Raw genomic sequence first — 19,894 nt, forward strand, 5'->3', positions numbered from 1 at the left:
CCACCGCTGTCGCACGCTGGAGGAGCTGCTCGACTTGGCCTACGACTGGTTTCAAGCCAACAATAATCACTACCTTGATATGCAACACACCTTCGCTTCCGCAGCCTAAATGCGCTTCGATCAGGTGGAGTACCTATTTAGTCCATAATTTCGCCTTCATTGTGCACCGCCTTCGTTGATTGTTGACAGTTTTAACACTATCTGATAGGTGTCGCAGAAGGCAACGTTGAGAAGCAGGCAAAAAATGAGACTTTCCGTATAGCACAGGGTATACTAGAATGGCGAGCGAAGAACGATTTGCGGTGATCCAGAAACAGTTGGAACGAGCCGGCTACCAGCTGGCTCGGATTTCCGGCTCTCACCATATTTTCGAGAAACCGGGCAAGCAACTGTTGTCGATTCCTGTGCACAAGGGCAAGGTTAAGCCATTTTATGTCCGTCAAATCCAACGCCTCATCGAAGAAGAATAAAGGAGCAAAGGAGATCAACCGTTCGCGGGCGGGAGAAAAAGAATTGCGGTTGCGTCGACCCTTTCGGACCGATGTATTGAAACAAGCTGCCGCCTTGGCCGAACAGTATCAAATCATTCTCGAAAACGACGCCGGCCACTGGTACGGCCGCGGGCTGGAACTGCCGCATGTGTTCGGCGATGGGGCATCTCCGCAAGCCTGCATCAAATCCACTCGGCAAGCGCTCGCTGCCGCCGTGGCATATTTTCTGGAGCAGGGGCGCAATCCGCCTTCAGCAGCACGCAGCGGCAAACGGACCCAGCAAGTGAACGTTCGGCTCACTGCGGAAGAAAAAGCGATGCTGGAAGGCATCGCCCGCGGCAAGGGTTTTCAAGGCCTATCTGATTATTTGCGTGCCGCAGCATTAGAGCCGATTGACCGAACGTGACGCGCACGTTTGCGCCTATCGCAGACGCAAACATGCTGGAAACTTCGGACGTCATTAATTTTAGCGTCGCGCCTGCTTTCGACGCCGCAGCAGGAGGAACGCCAAACCTCCGCCAGTCGCGGCCAGCACCAGCGACGCCGGCTCCGGCACGGGAACCGTGTTCAGCATGTCGTACTGAAAGTGGTCGACAAACATATGAGTAAAGGCGTTATTGTAGGTCAAGTCAACTTTGGAAATCCCGGCCGGATCGGAGCCCCACAGCAAAAAATCATCGCTGGTTGGCTGGGTGGCAAAAGGAGCATTGAGAGTGTACGTGCCCGAGACATTGTTGCTCGAATCGTATACGGTAAACACCATGGTTCCCCCACCGTCACATGCGGTGACCACCAGCCCGGCGCTTAACGGCAGCCCGCCTAACACGCCACTGTTGAATGTAAAAGTTGCCTCCGATTGGCCGCCCGCAGTAACCACTTCCAGCGAATGGCCATTATTGCCGGAGCCGTCGATCACACCGTCGTCAGCGTCGACGGAATAGCCGCCGACATCAAACCACCCATTCAACGACGTCACTGTCACGCCCGTGTCGTTGATCGAAAAGCCGTCCTCAAAATCATCCAGATGATACCCGGCCGACGTGTACACCAGCGCACTGTCGGACTTCTGATAATAGGGCGTCTTCATCCCCGTGGTCGCCGCCGCCATGCAAAGATTGGGAATTACCACCACCGCCAGACACGCCAACACGCTCAACTCCGTTCCGCGGAATCGCATGCTGTGTCTCATAAGGTCCTCGAGCAGAATAGAAACTAACCAGAAAGATAATGCACAGTTTCAGCGAAAGCCTTCCCCATGTCAACAAATTTTTGCTGAATTTCGGAATTTCATCTGCGAACCGAACCGCGAAAAAATCGCCCTCATTTTTGTTGCCATTACACACTTCCCTTGCTGGCCGCGGGCTCGCTTTTCTACAATGCCCCAACCGTCCACTGACCAAAGACCACTGACCACGGATCACCTAAGAAAATGCCCAAGCCGCCTAAAAATGCGATTAGCCCTACCCGTGAGGAAGATTATCCGGAATGGTATCAGCAGGTGGTCCGCGCCGCCGACCTGGCGGAAATTTCGCCCGTCCGCGGCTGCATGGTCATCAAACCCTGGGGCTACGCCATTTGGGAGAACATTCAAAAAGCGCTCGATCGCATGTTCAAAGAGACCGGGCATCAGAACGCTTACTTCCCGCTGTTCATTCCGCTCAGCTTTTTGGAAAAAGAAGCGGCCCACGTCGAAGGCTTCGCCAAAGAGTGCGCCGTCGTGACGCATCACCGTTTGGAAGTCGGACCCAAAGGCGGGTTGGTGCCGACCGCGCCGCTGGAAGAGCCGCTCGTCGTCCGCCCCACTAGCGAAACCATCATCGGCGCCATGTACGCCAAGTGGGTGCAATCGTACCGCGATTTGCCGATTCTCATCAATCAATGGGCCAACGTCGTCCGCTGGGAAATGCGCACCCGGCTGTTTTTGCGCACGGCGGAATTTTTGTGGCAAGAAGGACACACCGCCCATGCCACGCAGCAGGAAGCGGTGGAAGAAACGCTGAAAATGCTCGACGTGTATGCCACCTTCGCCCAGGATTACATGGCCATGCCGGTGATCCGGGGCGAAAAAACCGCCGGCGAGCGCTTTCCCGGTGCCGTCAACACGTACGCCATTGAAGCGATGATGCAAGACCGCAAAGCACTGCAGGCGGGCACGTCGCACTTCCTAGGACAAAACTTTTCCAAAGCACAGGAGATTAAATTCTTATCCAGCGAAGGACGCGAAGAATTCTGCTGGACCACGTCTTGGGGCGTCAGCACGCGGCTCATCGGCGGATTGATTATGACCCACGCCGACGACGACGGCCTGATTTTGCCGCCGCGATTGGCTCCGGCGCACGCGGTCATCATGCCCATCTTCAGGAGCGACGAAGAAAAAACCGCCGTCATAAATTTCTGCCGCAAGCTGGAATCCGAGCTCAAAGCGCAAACCTACGACGGCGAGCCGGTCCGCGTCATCATGGACGCCCGCGATTTGCGCGGCGGCGAGAAAGCCTGGCAACATATTAAGCGCGGCGTGCCGCTGCGGTTGGAAATCGGTCCCCGCGACGTCGCCGGCGACGCCGTGTTTTTGGCCCGCCGCGACAAGCCGGGCGAAAAAGGAGGCGTGCCCCGCGCAGAGTTTGTTGCCAACGTCGGCAAGACGCTCACCGAAATGCAAACGAATTTATTTCAGCGTGCGCTCCAATACCGCGAAGTCAACACGCGGAAAATCGACCACCTCGACGAATTCAAAGCTTGGTTCACGCCCAAAAATGCCGAGCAGCCGGAAATCCACGGCGGCTTTGCCCTGTGCCATGTGTGCGAAAGCGCGGAGGTGGAAAAAACCCTGGCCGATCTCAAAGTCAGCATCCGCTGCCTACCGGTTGCAGGCGCGCTGGCCGGTTGCGAACCCGAGCCGGGCAAATGCATTTTCACCGGCCAGCCCAGTTCGCGCCGTGCCGTGTTGGCCAAGGCATATTGATTGAGTGTAATCTCAATAGCATGGGATCACCTGTCGAACCTGCGCCGGTGCTGTTAATTCTCGCCGCTTTTAGCCGGCATGAGCAGGCGCTGGTGTGGGCGCGGGAAACGGCGGAATCGCACTGGGGGTCCGTCGCGCTAACCAGTCCGGCCTTTGAATTCAACGAGACCGACTATTACACCGCCTCGATGGGCCCGGCCCTCAAAAAACAATTTTTCGCCTTTGAAAAAATGATCAATCCCGAGCGGCTCATCGATTTCAAACTGCAATCCAACACCTGGGAAGCCGAATATGCCGGCCTAAAAAAGCACCCTGAGCCGCGGCCGCTCAATCTCGATCCCGGCTACATCACGCTGGCCAAGTTGGTGCTGGCCTCGACGAAGGATCACAGCCATCGCCTGTACTTGGGCCGCGGCATTTACGCCGAAATCACCCTCTCCTTCCGCGGCGGCGGCTGGCAAGCGAGCGAGTGGACCTATCCCGATTACCGCCGCCCCGATTTCCAACAATTCTTCGACGACTGCCGGGGGTATTTCAAGCAGCAGTTGCACCGCCAATAATAACGGTTTGGGGCCGCTCAAAACCGGCCCTCTACGGCCGCCGTAGGAACATCCATCATTACATCGCAGTGGTTATAATAAAGGTTCGTCCAAATATCATCTTTCATCTCGGCCACACTCATCCTCACATTTTTCTGATCCCCTATGCGTCATTGGTTTCTCATCATCCTGGCGGTTGTGTTGGGCCTCGCCTTTGGCTTGGGCTTAACCGTCATGGAATTAGGGGCCTCGTTCACCAGCACCGTCGATGCCTCTCTGGCGCAGCAAAACAGCCCGGTTTCTCCCGACGCCCCTCACGTGGTGGCGGACGAGGAAGAATACAAATTCGGCAGCATGGAGCGCGAAAGCCTCAAGACGCACGTCTTCACGATCCGCAACGAAGGCCATTCGCCTCTGTCGCTCCACAAAGGCGCCTCCACCTGCCGTTGCACCAAGTTCGAGCTGGCCGGCGAAACCGTAAAACCCGGCGAATCGACCACGGTGACCATTGAATGGAAAGCCAGAGACGTCCAGCCGGGACCGTTCCGCCAAAGCGCCACCATCGAAACCAACGATCCCGCCCGCCCCGAGCTAACCTTTACCATCTCAGGCGACGTCACCAATTCCTATCGGATGACTCCCACCAGCCTGGCCTTCAGTTCCATTTCCGCCGGCGAGCCGCAAACGGCGGAAGTCCATATTTTTTCCTATCGGCCCGGTCAACTGGAAGTGGTCGGACACGAATTCACCGAAACGTCCACGGCCGATAAGTTCGAATTCCAGGCCGTGCCCATGCCCGCCAGCGTCCTCCATGACGAAAAAGATGCCCAAAGCGGCGTCGTCTTGCACATCACCGTAAAACCTGGCTTGCCTTTGGGAGCGTTTCGGCAGAAAATCCAAATCCGTTTGAACCTGGCCGAAGACCCCATCGAATTGCCCATCGAAGGAAACACCATCAGCGATGTGGTCATCGCCGGTCGTGGTTGGGACGACGATCATAGTTTGCTGACACTGGGCACGGTAAGTGGCCGAGAAGGAATTAAAACCGAACTGTTTATCGTGGCTCACGGCACGCATCGCAAAGATTTGCATCCCACCATCAAGCAGGTGACCCCCGACGATTTGAAAGTTACCCTGGGCGAGCCGCTGGGCGGCACGGGCGACACCCCCATGCGCTTGCCGGTGATGCTGGAAATTCCACCCGGCTCTCGGCCGGCGCTCCATTTGGGCGGTGAAGAAGGAAAGCTCGGCGAAGTGTTAATCGGAACCGATCTGCCGGAAGCGAAAACCATTCGCATCTTGGTGCGGTTTGACGTCGGAGAGTGAGTGGCGAAAAAAACTGAGGCACAGGACGGAACCTGGAAGGGCCAACAAGCGGTACGGCCAACGCAGCATCATGAAGTCATTTCTCCTCTCGCGGCTCCTGCCGGCCGCATTGTTATGCTTGGCCGCGGCGGCGCTGGCCCTTGTCATTTTCCGCGGCGGAAGCACGGCCCACGCTCAACCGGCCGGCGATTCACCAACCGTGCCCAGCGCCGCCAACCATTGGCAGCGCCCTGCATCACTGGAGCCGACCCTGTTTGCCGATTGGCCCCGGCCGAAAGTGGCGCTGGTCCTCACCGGCCTCCTCCAAGGATACATCGAACCCTGCGGCTGCTCCGGCAAGGAAAACGAACAGGGCGGGCTCAGCCGGCGAGATCGGCTCCTCACCGATCTGGCCGCCCAAAATTGGACCGTCGTCGCGCTTGATGTCGGCGACCAGGTCCGCCGCTTCGGCCGTCAACAGGAAATCAAATTTCAAGCCGTCGCCGACGCGCTCAAAACCATGGGCTATCGGGCCGTCGGCCTGGGTCCAAACGATCTCCGGCTCTCCGCTACCGAGCTATTGGCCAGTGTCGCCCCGGTCGGAAATCAGCCGTCGCCATTTGTCTCGACCAATGCCGCCCTCTTCGCCTTCGACCCAAAAACATTGCCCCTCGACCAAGTCATCGAAGCCGGCGGTTTGAAAATCGGCGTCCTCAGCGTGCTAGGCGATGAACAGCGCAGCCAAGTCAACAACCAAGACCTCCAATTTCAACCGGCCGATAAAGCCATTGCCGACGGCCTGCCCAAGCTTACGGCGGCCAAGTGCGATTTTCTGGTCTTGCTGGCCAGCGCCACGCAGGACGAATCGATCGCCTTGGCGAAAAAATATCCGCAATTTCAAATCGTGGTTAGCGCCGGCGGCGCAGAAGTCCCCCCCAAACAAGCCACCGTCATCGAAGGCACTGCCACCCGCCTCATCGAACTGGGTTCCAAAGGCATGTACGCCATTGTGCTGGGTCTATACGACAATTCGCCCGACAGCATTCGCTATCAGCGCGTGCCGCTCGATGCCCGCTTCGGCGATTCGGCCCGCATGAAGCGGGTGTTGGCCTCGTATCAAGATCAACTCAAAGACATCGGCCTGGAAGGCTTGGGTCTGAAGCCCGCGGCCTATCCCGGCGGCCGGAAGTTTGTCGGCTCGCAAGCCTGCAGCGAATGCCACACCCAAGCCTACGCCGTCTGGAAAAAAACGCCGCACGCTCAGGCGTTGGAAACGTTGGCGCATTTGGATCCGCCCCGTCAGTCCGATCCGGAATGCCTCAGTTGCCACGTCACCGGCTGGGAACCGCAAAAGTTTTTCCCCTGGGACGGCGGTTATTTAAGCCTCGATAAAACTCCCGCGCTCGCCGGCAACGGCTGCGAAAACTGCCACGGCCCCGCCTCCAACCACGTCGCCGCCGAAACCTTTCAAATCAAAGCCTCTGAAGCCGACAAGGAACGCTACCGCGCAGAACTCCGCTTATCGCTCAAATCCGACGCCGACCGCCGAAAAGTCATCGACATCTGCCTCAAGTGCCACGACATCGACAACAGCATCAATTTCAAAGGCGGCGATGCCTTCGATCAATACTGGCCCAAAGTCGAACATCACGGAAAAGACTAGCAGTTAGCAATCAGGCCAGTTTCAAAAACCTCTCTCCGTGGGAGGGGGCAGCATATTCTTGCTCCAAGGCAACTTCTGATCTCTCACCCCGCAATTTGTGCCATCGCCTCGTCGGGAATGTTGAAGTTAGCGGCCACGCTTTGCACGTCGTCGTGATTGTCGAGTGCTTCCATCAGATTCAGCACCTTGCGGGCGGTGTCGGGATCGTCCACGTTTACCGTGTTGGTGGGAATCCGCGTCAATTGGCTGCTCTCGGGCGCAAGGCCCGCTTTTTCCAGCGCGCCGGCCACTTTGGCAAATAGATTGGCGTTGCAGGTGACTTCAAACTTATCGCCGCTTTGCTTCACGTCGTCGGCGCCGGCCTCCAGGGCAATTTCCATCAGCTTGTCTTCATCGGTTTTTTCTGCGCCGATGACAAACAGTCCTTTGCGTTCGAACATCCAGGCCACGCAGTTGGAAGCGCCCAACTTGCCGTCGTTCAGTTCGAAAACTTTGCGAATTTCCGGCGCGGTACGATTGCGGTTGTCGGTCAAAATTTCGCACATCACCGCCACGCCACCGGGACCGTAGCCTTCGTAAATCGTTTCTTCCAGCGTACCGCTTTGCAATTCGCCGGTGCCCGTTTTAATGGCCCGCGCAATGTTGTCGTTGGGCATGCTGACGGCGCGGGCCGCATCGATGGCATACCGCAGACGCAGGTTGGCGTCGGGATCGCCGCCCCCCAATTTGGCCGCCACGATAATCGCTTTGGCCAGCTTGCTCCAAACTTTGCCGCGCTTGTTGTCGATCAGCGCCTTCTTGCGCGAGATGTTCGCCCAATGGGAATGGCCAGCCATGAGAATACCCTGAATGCTGTGGTTGACAATTGAATTCTAAATGACCAATGACCAAGCTCCAATGACCAATGATTTAATCGAAGGATCAATTGAAGACCAGAATTTCTATCGTGGGTTGCTCGATCGTCGATAGATTGAGGCGAAAATTAAACCAATTCTTTTGCTTCTTTCCAAAGTTCTATGGCCGTGTCGCGCACCGCCGGCTCGGCAGCCACAATCATTCGGAGCCAGTGCTGCGATTCCCTAGCTTCTCGTTTGCAAACGCTGATTCGGTAACGAAACTCCTTTTTTGACCCAGCTTCATCCGCTTCCAGGTAGTTCGCACAGATACTTGTACTTGATCGCACCAATTGCTTGACCAGTGGCGATAGCACGGCATCGAATTTTAACGTCCGGCAAAACCGAACTGCCTGCTCGCCAAATCGCGCTGTGCGTTCCGCAAGATCAAATTTCGGTTGCTTATCGCTAAGGCTTTGCGCTGCTGCTTCATTGGTCATTGGGATTTGGTCATTGGTCATTTTGTTACTGGCCATCATCGGTCATTGAGGCTTGGTCATTGGTCATTTGTCCGTCCCATTGGTCATTGGTCCCGGCGCGCCGGGATGGTCATTGGTCATTTTCTTCTCGACTGCCTTCATTTTCTCCTCTTCCCGCGCTTTCTTAAAGGCCTCGGCGGCTTTCTTCCAGGCCACTTGGGCCTCGGCGGTTTGTCCCAATTTGGCGTACACCTGCCCCAAGTGGTCCAGCACCTCGCCGTCGGGCTCTTTCACGTCGGCGGCTTTTTGCAATTCGGTTAGCGCCTCCCCATTGCGCCCCAGGCGGAACAGCACCCAGCCCAGACTATCTTGGTAGGCGTAATTGTCGGGCTCATCGGCGACGGCCACTTTAATCATCTTCAAGGCCCGGTGCAGATGCTGGTTGTCGTCAGCCCACAGGAACCCCAAATCGTTGTTGGCGCCGGCGTCGTCGGGGAATTCGTCCAGCACTTGCTCCAGCCATTCCACGGCCTGCGGCGTCTCGTTCTTCAGCGTGCACAAATTCGACAAAGCGTCGCGGGCTTCTTTGCAGGTATCCCGCGCGCCGTCCGTGGTGTAGTCAGAATCGAACTTGTCCAGCACCGCCTGATAGGCTTTGGCGGCTTCGTCATTGCGCTTGGCATGATAAAAAATCCAGGCCGTGCGGCTGGCATAAGTGGGATTTTTCGGATCTTTGTCGGCGGCCACTTTGGCGGCGGCTAGCGCCGCGTCAGTCTTGCCTTCCATTTCCAACGCTCCGGCCAGGTAAAAGTACAAATCGGGCTTGTCGTCAGGCAGCGCCTTCTCGTCGATGCCCCGTTGGAATACGGCGGCCGCCTCGGCGTATTTGTCGTCCATGAATAAACCTAGCCCCCACACCAAATACAGCTCGCCCGCCGTTTTGGGATCGGCCTTCAGCGCTAAATTAAACAGCGTTTCGACATCGTTCCAGCGTTTGGCCTCAGCGGCGATTAATCCGGCGGCGCGAAACGTAAAGACATCTTGATCTGTTTTCGCAGCGACAGCGTGGTACATTTGGGCCGCTTTCACCAGGGCCGTGGTTGTTTTCTCGTCGTCGGCGATGGTTTTGGCTTCCTCGCCCAGCGCCGACAGCGAGCCGGTTTTTTCCAGCATTTGCGCCAGCAGATACAACAATTTTTCCGCTTGATGATTGCGGCGATAAACGTCGGCCAGGGCCCGGTACGATTTTTCGTTTGCCTGCTCGGCGTGGGCCGCTTCCAACAGCGATTCCGCTTGATCGAGCTGCCCGGCCTCAAGGTATTGCTGGCCAAGGAAAAAGCCCAGCGACGTGTTTTTCGGCTGCTCCTTGCGAATCGCCTCCAGCTTCGCAATCAACTGCTCATCTTGCTTGAGTTTTTTCAGCGCCTTGGCAAGCACTTCGTAGGGGGCGGTTTCCTGATCCGTGGCGCCGGCGTCAAAATACTTTTGCAACTCCGCCAGCGCTTCCTGCGGCTTGTCCGCCGCCAATTCAACCCGTGCCAAATTCAACGCCAAACTCGTTGGATTCGGACGTATTTTATCGAAATGCTCAAACGCCTGCCGGGCACTCTCGGGTTGCCCCGCTTCCAGAAATACCTCCCCCATCAAATCGTACGTGGCGCCCCCTTCTCCAAGAAGTTGTTTTTGTGCCGTCGCCTCAATGCCGAATTTGTCGGGCGCTTCCAATGCTTCCATCACTTGCTTCAGCGCGGCGGCGGCATCCGCGTATTGTTCCGTCAGAAACGACAGCCGCCCAATTTCCATTTGCACCGCGATCTGCTGCGAAGAAGGCTTTTCTTTTGCCAACTGCACTGCCGCCTGCTTGTACAATTTGAGCGCGTCTTGCCACTGCCCCGATTCGGCCAGATATTCCGCCGCCCGCTGCAATAATTCTGCATCGATCGGATTTTGCTCGACATACTTGACCGCGTACCGCAGCGCTTCGTCTGGGCGATCCTCGCTGAACGCCAACGGTACCAATTCGCGCAGCACCGGCGTGGCATCGGGATCGTACCGTATCGCCCGCTCGTATTCGCGCAGCGCCTCGGGCAATTGCTGGCGCTCTTGGAGCATGTGGCCGGCCGAAAAATGGGCCAGCGCCGCCAGGCGATCTTCTTCTTCCTCGCTCCGGGGTTGCTTGGGGGACAATGCTTCCAGCGGATTGTCCAGCGGTTGCTTGGCCGGCGGCGCGGGATCGGCTAATAAACACGGCGAAGCCAGCAATAACGCCGCCACACTGGCCCCGGCTGCAAACAGCAATCGGTTTTTCATTACGCACCTGTTGGATAGCAAACTCGGCCCGAGCCGATTCCTTCTGCTACGCCTGCCGACCCCGAAGTCCTCGGCCAGCAAAGCCCACCGGGGTCGGCGCGAATCAGCCCGGACAATCTTCATTCAGCCTTGACGATCTTATTGTACGCGATTCACCGCGGCTTACGCTTGGCCAAACGTTTCGTGGCCGATTTCGTGCCAGCGGATCGGGCTGCAGGACGGGAAGCCGCGGTTCCGTGCCCGCCCGCCGCCTTGGCAGCTCCCGCTTTTTTGTGCGCCGACTTTTTAGCAGGCGGCTCCGCCGCAATCGATTTGGCAGCTCCCGCTTTATGGGCCTCTTTCGCGCGATCCTTTTTTCCCGGCGCTTTCTCGGCCTGCGCCGCCTGTTCGGACGATCTGGCCGCTGCGCCTTTCTTATCCGACTCTTTACCCGCGGATATTTTCGCGGCATCTGCCTTGCCGTCTCCCTTGCCAGCCGCGCTTTTGCCGTGCGGCGCTGAAGCGACGGGTGGCTCAGGCTTTTTTTGCCCACGCTTGGGATACCGGTCCTTGGCGTCGGAATTGATGCTCAACAACAGCGTTTTCATGGCCGGCGCAAATGGATTAGCCACATATTCCGCCGCCAATTGGTGCAATAGCGATGCAAACTCCGCCCCTTTGTTTTTGGGAATCGCCCGTTCCAGCCCGGCCACACTGCTCGATTGCCGCTCCGCTTCCGTGGCCAACCCAATGATGTACAACACCTCCAGCGCGCCACGATCCAGCGGAATCGAATGCCCGCCCAAGGCCTGTTGCGTTACATAGGCCACGACAAACGGCGAAGCGCCTTCCATTTTCGCCAATCGCTTGATGCCCACCCCAATATTCTGCTTCTTCACGTTTTCCAGGTCGAACGAATACGTGGCCTCGAACACGGTTTGCAACACCGATTTTAAGTTGGAGGCCGCCAGTATCGGGTCCGGAAGGTCGCGCATCGCCTCCGACAGTTCCTTGACCGTGCTCACGCGCACTTCGTTCCAATCGAAAAACGACGTCCGCAGGTGCTCGTACGTTTTTTCCGCCTTGTCATGCGCCGCGTTTTCCAAGCAACAGGCAAACAACATCAGCTCCAGCAGTCGCCGATCGCCGTTGTGCAATACCGGCTTATAACGCTGCTTGAGCACCTTGTACAATTTCGCAATTAACGTGCTACGGTTCGTGCCAGACATAATTTTTGAATGAATGTTGCAAGGACCAATCTTCGTTTTGAATGATTTACTATGTGGAAGCAATTCCGACTTGGTTTTGTCCCCTCGTGTTTTGTATTACCGCGGTCGATGTCGGCGGTCCGCGGCCCGCGTGCGGTTTTCATCGGACGCGGCATCAGCACTTTCTGGTGTGTCGATTTCGTCTTCCTCAACGTTCGCTTCTTCAACATCCACCTCGTGCGTTTCGTCCTCAGGCGGCAGCACTTGCCTCAGAAGCTGCGCGATCTCAATCGATTTTTTCACTCCCTGGTCAAGCATGAACATCAGCCGCGGCGTGTATCGCGTGTCTATCCGCTCCGCAATTTTCGCTTGTAAAAATCCCGCCGCGCTTTGCAGCCCGCGCAGGCTCAAATTCTGCCTCGTCTCGTCGCCCATGATCGAAACGTGAACTTTGGCGTTCCGCATGTCCGGCGAAACTTCCACGTGCGTCACCGTCACATCGCGAATCCGCGGGTCCCTCAACTCGGTTAATATGGCCATGCTCACCACTTCGCGGATGGCTTCGGCGGCTTTCAGGAGGCGGCGAGCGGACATAGCTAGGCAAACCAAAGCGCGCTGGGGGTTTCTTAAATCTAGGCCAAAAATGGCGGTCAAATTGCCTGAAAAACAGTACTTTTTGTCGAAAATGACGAATACCGAATGACGATTCCCGCCGCGCCGGGATGGTCATTGGTCATTTCCACTGCGGCGGATCAGTCGTCATTCAAAACGTCCGAGCAATTTCTTCCACGCGGTAACACTCCAGCACATCGCCTTCCTTGAGATCGTTGAAATTGGCAAGCTTGATCCCGCACTCCAAACCTTCGCGCACCTCGCGCACGTCGTCTTTTTCACGCCGCAGCGATTCCACCGGGTAATCGCCCACAATTCGACTGTCGCGGATCACGCGCATCCGGCTGTTGCGCTGCATATTCCCCGACAGCACCCGGCAGCCGGCAATGGTGCCCACCCGGCTGATCACAAACGTTCGCAACACCAGCGCCCGGCCCAACTCGGCCTCGCGCTTTTCGGGCTTGAGCATGCCTTCCAAGGCTTTTCTCAAATCGTCGGTGACTTGATAAATAATGTCATACCGGCGAATTTGCACGCCTTTGCGTTCCGCCAATGTCCGCGCCTTTTCATCCGGCACGACGTTGAACCCGATGATCACCGCATCGGAGGCGTCGGCCAAATGCACGTCGGCTTCGCTGATGCCTCCTACCGTGGCCTGCAACACTTTCACTTTCACTTCCGGGTGCTCCAGCTTGCCGAATTCCTTGAGCATCGCTTCGATCGAGCCTCGCACGTCGGCTCGCAAAATGATGTTCAGCGTTTGCACTTCCTGCGTGCCCAGCCGCTGGAATAAGTTTTCCAACGTCACGTGTTGCGGCGCGGTCGTGCCCAGCGATTCCAACCGAGTTTGCGCGCCACGCTGGGACGCAATCTCTCGCGCCTGGGCAATATCGCCCAGCACGTAAAACTTATCCCCCGCCGCCGGAGCAACATCCAGTCCGGTCACGTTCACCGGCGTGGACGGTCCCGCCTCTTCCAGCTTGCGCCGCGGCTGAAGGGTATCGTGCATCGCTTTCACGTGGCCGCTGGCAGCCCCGCATACCAGCGAATCCCCCACTCGCAGCGTGCCCCGTTGCACAATCAACTTGGCCACCACGCCCCGGCCTTCGTGCAGTTCCGATTCCAGGCATGTCCCCACCGCGGATCGATGTGGGTTGGCTTTGAATTGTTTGTCGTCGGCCACAAACAGCAACATTTCCAGCAAATCATCAATCCCTTGGCCCGTCAGCGCGCTGCATTTAACCAATTCCACGTCACCGCCCCACTCCCGCGGCTGCAATCCCGCGGTCGCCAACTGATTGTAAATGCGGTCGTAATTCACGCCCGGCAAGTCCACTTTATTCAACGCGATCACAATCGGCACGCCCGCCGCGCGCGCATGGCTGATGGCTTCCTCGGTCTGCGGCATCACCCCGTCGTCGGCCGCCACCACCAGCACGGCGATGTCCGTAACATTCGCCCCCCGCGCACGCATTTCGGTGAACGCCTCGTGCCCCGGTGTATCCACAAACGATATCTTTCGCCCGTCACGCTCAATTTGGTAAGCCCGTATGTGTTGCGTAATCCCGCCGCTTTCGCCGCTGGCTACGTCAATCCCGATTATCTTATCCAACAGCGATGTTTTGCCGTGGTCCACGTGCCCCAGGAACGTGACAATGGGCGGTCGCTCCTCCAATTGCGCCGGATCATCCGGCTGCGAGTCCGTCAGCGTTTGAAGTTGCTCTTCCACACTCAGCGGCTTTTTCAATTCCACTTCCACGCCCAACTCGGCCGCCAGCAATTCCAAGGTGTCAGCATCCAGCGGCGTCAAAATGTTGGGCATCATTCCCAATTCCAACGCCAGCAGTTTCCCCAGCACCTGGCTGGCCGATATGCCCAACGCCTCCGAAAAACTTCGCACCGTGCAAGGCAATTGGATCGTGGCCTTAGTCTTCCGCGGTGCAATCACCCCCCCGCCGCTGTTCCGCTTAATGCGCTTCAGGCTGCTCCGTACCACAGGAGCGTCTTCATCCAGCGAGATGCGCCCGCCCCGCTTGGCCTGTTCGGCCGCCTGACGCTTGCGATTCAGTTGCCGCGCTTCGCGGCCCCCCAACGAGGAACCAAGTTCCTCCGCATCTCCTCCCACCATCGCTTTGCCGCCGCCGCGCTTGCGTTGTTCCCGCCCTTCTCGCGCAAGGGGCGCTCCCCCGCCGCCCCCGCGCCCACTGCTTGTAGACGGTGCCGGACCAGCACCCCGCGGCGCAGGCTTTTTCACTTGTTCATCGGTGCGACGCCGCTCTTCCGCTTTTTTCAAATGTTCCGATAGCGGCTTCGCGCCCGATTTACTCGCCCGAACCACGTCCGCTGGCAATCGCAAGTCCGGCTTTTGCGGCGCAGGCTCGGCCGGCTTCAACGGCTCCACCGGCGCATTGGCGCCCGATGGCGGCAACTGTGCCAAACGCACTGCGGGGGTCCCGCGATTAACCGGTCGCGGCTCCAGTGGCTTTTTCCGCAGCTCGATCGGCGGCTTGTCCGGTTTGGGAGCTTCCAGGACCGGTGGCTTTCCCGATACGCCCCCCGGAGGAATGTATTGCTCCCGCGTCAAAGTTTGCTTGTCCGGCGGCGCCGCCACGGCCACCGCGGAAGAACTGGCCGATCCCGCCACGCGTTCGTGCCCACGGCTGCGGCCCCCAAGAAACTCCTTCAACCGCGCCACTTCGTCATCATCCAGGCTGGCCAGCGCAGAGCCTTTCCCGGTGATGCCTGCTTTCGTACAGATATCCACCAGTTCTTTGCTGTCGATTTTCAGCTCTTTGGCGAGCGAGTAAATACGCGCGGGCAAATTCAGCTCTCCCTCACTTCAGCCCGGCCGGAGCGAATCGACGCGCGGCCATCGGCTTGTGATGTTATTCAAACCATGTTCAAGTCTCCCCAGGCGGGTCGATTGACGAAAAAAACCGTCCGCAGGGCAAACCTCTAAGTATACGCTGGCCCAGCAATCGCAAAACCAGCCCACTAGTATACCCTTTTCGGCAGCGCTAATTCGAGCCGCCGGAAGCAGTTTCTCCCCCTGTGGTCGCGGGTTGGTCGCTCGACATGGCAGCCGATTCGTCGCGGTCGTCTGCTCCAGCGACCCCATTTCCAACCGTGGCCGCTTCCGAACTCGATGCTCCCGATACGCTTGCAGCCGGAGCCGAAACACCGGCAGGCAATCCCGCCGCTTTCTGCAACTCTGCTTCCTTTTGATCGGCCTCGGCCGTGGCGGCATCAATTCGTTCCTGCTCCCGCTGCCGACGGCGTTCCACCGCCGCCGCCGCTTCGGCCGCTTCGGCTCGCTGCTCCGCCTGATCCACAATGTGCTGCACCTGCTCCTCGGTCAGGTTGCCCATGCTCATCATGTTGTCCGGCTCAATTACCGAAAGCTCGTCGTACGTCAGGAAGCCCTCGCCCACCAGCCGTTCGGCCAGCGAAGGATCGACTCCATCCAATTCCGAAAAGCCCGCCACCGCGCGCTCAATTTCCGAGTCGAGCTCTTCGCGGGTCATAATTTCAATGTCCCAACCGCACAGCTTGCTGGCCAGCCGCACGTTTTGGCCCCGCCGCCCAATCGCTAGCGACAACTGATCTTCGCGCACCAGCACAATCGCCTTGCCGATCATCTGGCACAAAATCACTTCGTCCACTTCCGAAGGTTGCAGCGCGTTGGGGATGAGTTGCTGTAAATCGTCGCTCCAGCGGACAATGTCAATCCGCTCGCCACCCAATTCATCCACAATATTCTTAATCCGGTTGCCGCGCACCCCCACGCATGCCCCCACGCAATCGACCCGCTGGTCGCTGCTGCTCACCGCCACTTTACTGCGGTACCCCGGCTCCCGCGCCAAGGCCCGCACTTCAATCACGCCGTCGGCAATTTCCGGTATTTCCTGCTCGAACAGCCGCTGCACTAATTGCGGTCGTGTCCGGCTCAAAATCACCTTCACCCGGCTGCCGACTTTTTTCACGTCGAATATGGTTGCCCGCACCCGTTCGTTCGGATGATGCGTTTCGCCGGGAATTTGCTCGCTGCGGGGCAAAATGGCCTCCGTATTTCCCAGCGACACCGTGGCGGTTCCGTTCTCGTACTTTTGCACGACGCCGGGAACCATTTGCCCCATCAGTTCGTGATATTCGTCGTACAGCGAATCCCGCTCCGCTTCCCGAATTTTCTGAATGATCACTTGCTTCGCCGTTTGCGCCACAATCCGCCCCAGCGTCTCCTGCGGATCCAGCGCCACCCCGTTGTGCGTGCCGGAAATCGCCCCGCTAATCCGATCGATGCTGACGGTAATGTCCTGATCTTCGCCGTATTGCTTTTTCGCCGCCGACACCAGCGCAGCCTCAATCGCTTGGAAAACAATTTCCTTGTCGATGTTCTTGTCGCGGTGGATCGAGTCCACAATTCGCAATACTTCCGTCGCGTTCATGGTATTTAACCGCCGGGCTTGCCTTCCGTCGCGTTCATTTAGCCGCTGGGCTCGCCAGCGGTAAGTTCATTTATTTAGCCGCTGGGCTTGCCCAGCGGTGGCCTACTTTCTTCCCTACCGCTTACCGCCTTCTTCCTTCCTCCACCAACAAAAAACGGGAACGACTATCCTGCGTTCCCGCATCCCGTTCCCGCGGCTACTTCGACAAAGGCTATTCATCAGCCCTTGCCGACACGCCGCGATCACCGGCCTGCGTCGCGTGGTCGAGGTTCTTCAAAAGGCCGTGGGTCGTACGAACCCCATGCGCCTTCCGCACTTACAAGCAATTCGCTCGTCAGCACGAAACCCGTTTCGCCACACAACTTAACGTATTGTGCAATCAAGTAAATCTATCGGCCTGGCCAGTGACTGTCAACCCGGCTGATTCAGGAACTTTACGGTGATGGCCGGCATCTCAATGTTGCGCGGGTTGTAACAAAGTCGCCGCACCCTTTATGACCCAAAACGATCTCTTTTCCGGAGTGAACCCATGAAAGCCACATTTCTCATCGGTCTATTGGTCGGCCTATCGTCTGTCGTTGGAATTGCCGGTACCGCCCAGGCCCTGACCGAAGAGCGCGATGTCACCGCGGACTATGTTCAAAAGCACGACCAAGAATTTTCGGTCACCGTGACCAAAAACAAAGACGGCCTCATCCAGTTCACCATTAAGCACAACGTGCCGCGCCCCATGTACCATGTAGCGCACTTGGCCGTTTACCACCAAGGCCAGCTCATCGCCGAAAGCAACACGCCGTTTTTCGGCAGGAAGCAGGAGAACGAATCCAGCTTTTCCCTCTCCCCGCCAGACATCGCCGCTTCCAAGTTCGACTTCAGCGATAGCGCCGTCTCCGGCGAAGGCGAACACGCGGCCCCCGTCCCCGGCACCGTCATCTACACCTTCCGCCTGCAAAATTTTGTCCCCAGCGAACTACTAACACCCCCCGCGGCCAAATAATTTCCCACCCGCAACTCCCACCGACTCTCGCCTGGGTGCCTGGGGCAAAGGCGGAGCCGTCGCCCCAGCGATAAATCGCTGACACTGCTAGTCTTTCCCATCTCCCTTTCCCCACGGCTGGCGGCACAGCGGCCCGCTTGGCGTTTCGCTCTGATCTCGTCGGCAAATCAATTGCTGCCCAAATGAATAGTTTGCTGATGCACCGCCACCGCACCGTCCAAAATTACGGCAAAGGTGTTGAAATTTCGAGAGTTCTCCGGGACTGCTGAAGGCCAATTTATTTGCGTTTTCACAAACTCAGTTGATGGCGGCGGTGTGGGATCTTTCCCCCAATCCGGCCCCGCCAGCGTAATCTGGCGAGTGTAATTGGCTTGCGCTTTTGCGGGAGCGACAATCTCGCCGGTCGCAACAACTTGGAACCACTTGGCCTCCAGCCAAGGATAGTAAACATTGACCGTAATGAGCATGTCTGGCCGGGGTTCGTATTGATAGGTGTAGGCGTAGTACGAGGAATACCGGCACAGCATAATCCATTGATTCGCTTGCACCATGCCTAGCCGACCGGTCGCATTGGATGTGGCATTGCTGTCGGTCAATGTGAATTCGCCGCCGCCAATATTCACGGTCGCATCCGGCGCAGAGTCCGAGTTTGATGTATTCCAGTGCACCGGAACCAATTCTTCTTGGCCCCCTTGATCGGTGGCGGGAACCGGTGACGTCAGCTGCCTGCGGCTAAAAACCACGATCGCCAAAATCAATCCGTCCCCCGACTGCGGGGCGCGAAACGAGTTGGCCGGCACCACCGTCGGGCTTAAAGGAGCCGGTGCGTTCGGCATGATCACCGCCAACCAGGAGAATTGGCCGCTATAATCGCGCTTCAGGGGTTGCAAATTCTTGGGCGCATCGGTGTAAATCAGCTCGTTGGTTCCCGGACGGCTATTGTCGTCGGACCGGTTTGTGATAATGTCGTTACCCGCCTCCAACACCGCTTCCGCTAATCCACGGCTTGGTGCAATAACGTTGTTAGCCGTGGTTTCGAACTGCGCCAGTCCCAGCCGAGACATGATCGGCCCGCCCAGCGGATTCGCCGCATACGCAGGGTTCGCCGCGGGATTCGCGCTATAAGCGGCCGGAAATCCGGCCACCACTCCGTCCTGGCCTGCCTCGTGGCCAACCGCCAACATCATGGGATCGATCGCCACCGGTGGCAGCAAAGCAAAATCCGGAGCAACGGGCGAGTCCGCGGGATATGTCGACTCAAACGAAATATAATAAGCCAACGAGCTAGGCAGCTCCAAGTTCAACGGAGAATAGGCGCTCCACGTTCCTCCGTTATTGCGCACCCAATTGGCAATGTTTCCCATCCCGCGGATTTGAAACTCGCGCAGCGCGTTATGCGCCAGCGTGGCTTTGCGCTCCTCGATATTCGCTCGGTTCACTTGCACAGCGCCGACTGGAATCAGCGCAGCCACGCTCAGCATGCCCACCGCCATAATGCCGATGGAAATCAGCACTTCTAGCAAACTGATGCCCTTGCGGTTCAACGTGACCAAAGGCGGTCCGCTGCCCGTTGCATGTTGCGCCCGGGCAATGGCCCACCCGCGGCGCGCACCAACGAATCGCGCAAAGCTAGCTTCCCTCATCGCTCTGCTCCTTTCCCACGTTAAAAGGCGAAATGATAAGACCCGCTCGGGTAATCGCCTCTAGCGCCCGTCATGTTATCGCTCGATTGGGGAGGTTGCAACCATTTTTCTCAACGTGCGAAAATTATTTTCGCCGATCATCCTGCTGTCGCCGCCCAACGCTACCTTCCTCCTCCGACACAGCTTTCTACTTTTTTTCTGCCTACCTTCCGCCTTCCCCGCCCTCCATTCCTTCGTTTTTTAGGCCACCGGTTTGTTATAGTGCGCCAACAGCCTTCCGCTGCGCGCCATCAACAATCCTCAATCCCAATTTCCAATATGTCTACCACCCACTTCTTTCCGCCTTCCGCCTCCGCCTTCCGCCTCCGCCTTCCGCACTCCCCCTTCCGCACTCCCCCTTCCGCACTCCCCCTTCCGCACTCCCCCTT

15 protein-coding genes are annotated in these 19,894 nt (G+C 57.7%); 7 read left to right on the top strand and 8 right to left on the bottom strand.

The annotated features are described in order from the left end of the window. Positions 1 to 278: 278 nt before the first annotated feature. Both VMJ32_09005 and VMJ32_09010 read left to right on the top strand, forming a co-directional pair. Complete coding sequence (locus tag VMJ32_09005; protein ID HTQ39156.1) at positions 279 to 470, top strand: type II toxin-antitoxin system HicA family toxin; 192 nt, start codon at positions 279 to 281, stop codon at positions 468 to 470. Beyond that, on the top strand, positions 433 to 897 hold the full coding sequence (locus tag VMJ32_09010) for a hypothetical protein (GenBank protein HTQ39157.1): 465 nt from the start codon (positions 433 to 435) through the stop codon (positions 895 to 897). Before VMJ32_09005 ends, VMJ32_09010 begins: the two co-directional genes overlap by 38 nt. Positions 898 to 957: 60 nt before the next feature. On the opposite strand, the gene VMJ32_09015 is transcribed toward VMJ32_09010, so the two are convergent. Continuing rightward, positions 958 to 1,668, bottom strand: a complete 711-nt coding sequence (locus tag VMJ32_09015; protein ID HTQ39158.1) for a PEP-CTERM sorting domain-containing protein — start codon at positions 1,666 to 1,668, stop codon at positions 958 to 960. Between the two features lie 252 nt (positions 1,669 to 1,920). On the opposite strand from VMJ32_09015, the gene proS reads away from it, so the two are divergent. From proS to VMJ32_09035, 4 genes are all read left to right on the top strand, one after another. After that, entirely contained in the window at positions 1,921 to 3,453 is a 1,533-nt protein-coding gene (proS, locus tag VMJ32_09020; protein HTQ39159.1) for a proline--tRNA ligase, read from the top strand. A 20-nt stretch (positions 3,454 to 3,473) separates the two neighbouring features. Beyond that, positions 3,474 to 4,013: a DUF4416 family protein gene (locus tag VMJ32_09025; GenBank protein HTQ39160.1), complete on the top strand. Its 540-nt coding sequence runs from the start codon at positions 3,474 to 3,476 to the stop codon at positions 4,011 to 4,013. 144 nt (positions 4,014 to 4,157) lie between these two features. Beyond that, entirely contained in the window at positions 4,158 to 5,318 is a 1,161-nt protein-coding gene (locus tag VMJ32_09030; protein HTQ39161.1) for a DUF1573 domain-containing protein, read from the top strand. Between the two features lie 70 nt (positions 5,319 to 5,388). Continuing rightward, positions 5,389 to 6,960, top strand: a complete 1,572-nt coding sequence (locus VMJ32_09035; GenBank protein HTQ39162.1) for a multiheme c-type cytochrome — start codon at positions 5,389 to 5,391, stop codon at positions 6,958 to 6,960. Positions 6,961 to 7,043: 83 nt separating this feature from the next. Here the strand turns inward: VMJ32_09035 and VMJ32_09040 are convergent, their stop codons facing one another. From VMJ32_09040 to nusA, 6 genes are all read right to left on the bottom strand, one after another. Next, positions 7,044 to 7,796: a YebC/PmpR family DNA-binding transcriptional regulator gene (locus VMJ32_09040; protein ID HTQ39163.1), complete on the bottom strand. Its 753-nt coding sequence runs from the start codon at positions 7,794 to 7,796 to the stop codon at positions 7,044 to 7,046. A gap of 560 nt (positions 7,797 to 8,356) precedes the next feature. Further along, a complete protein-coding gene (locus VMJ32_09045; GenBank protein HTQ39164.1) occupies positions 8,357 to 10,582 on the bottom strand; it encodes a tetratricopeptide repeat protein in 2,226 nt (741 codons plus the stop codon). A 152-nt stretch (positions 10,583 to 10,734) separates the two neighbouring features. Beyond that, positions 10,735 to 11,790: a hypothetical protein gene (locus VMJ32_09050; GenBank protein ID HTQ39165.1), complete on the bottom strand. Its 1,056-nt coding sequence runs from the start codon at positions 11,788 to 11,790 to the stop codon at positions 10,735 to 10,737. Positions 11,791 to 11,886: 96 nt separating this feature from the next. Further along, the gene (gene rbfA / locus VMJ32_09055) at positions 11,887 to 12,363 is read right to left on the bottom strand and encodes a 30S ribosome-binding factor RbfA (GenBank protein ID HTQ39166.1); all 477 of its coding nucleotides are present in this window, start codon (positions 12,361 to 12,363) and stop codon (positions 11,887 to 11,889) included. 169 nt (positions 12,364 to 12,532) lie between these two features. Continuing rightward, positions 12,533 to 15,202, bottom strand: a complete 2,670-nt coding sequence (infB, locus tag VMJ32_09060) for a translation initiation factor IF-2 (GenBank protein HTQ39167.1) — start codon at positions 15,200 to 15,202, stop codon at positions 12,533 to 12,535. A 196-nt stretch (positions 15,203 to 15,398) separates the two neighbouring features. After that, on the bottom strand, positions 15,399 to 16,826 hold the full coding sequence (nusA, locus tag VMJ32_09065) for a transcription termination factor NusA (GenBank protein HTQ39168.1): 1,428 nt from the start codon (positions 16,824 to 16,826) through the stop codon (positions 15,399 to 15,401). Positions 16,827 to 17,355: 529 nt separating this feature from the next. Between nusA and VMJ32_09070 the strand changes: the two genes are divergently transcribed. Further along, entirely contained in the window at positions 17,356 to 17,823 is a 468-nt protein-coding gene (locus VMJ32_09070; protein HTQ39169.1) for a hypothetical protein, read from the top strand. Positions 17,824 to 17,990: 167 nt separating this feature from the next. Here the strand turns inward: VMJ32_09070 and VMJ32_09075 are convergent, their stop codons facing one another. After that, entirely contained in the window at positions 17,991 to 19,466 is a 1,476-nt protein-coding gene (locus VMJ32_09075) for a hypothetical protein (GenBank protein ID HTQ39170.1), read from the bottom strand. Positions 19,467 to 19,894 lie beyond the last annotated feature (428 nt).

This window comes from Pirellulales bacterium (assembly GCA_035499655.1).
GTDB lineage: Bacteria > Planctomycetota > Planctomycetia > Pirellulales > JADZDJ01 > DATJYL01.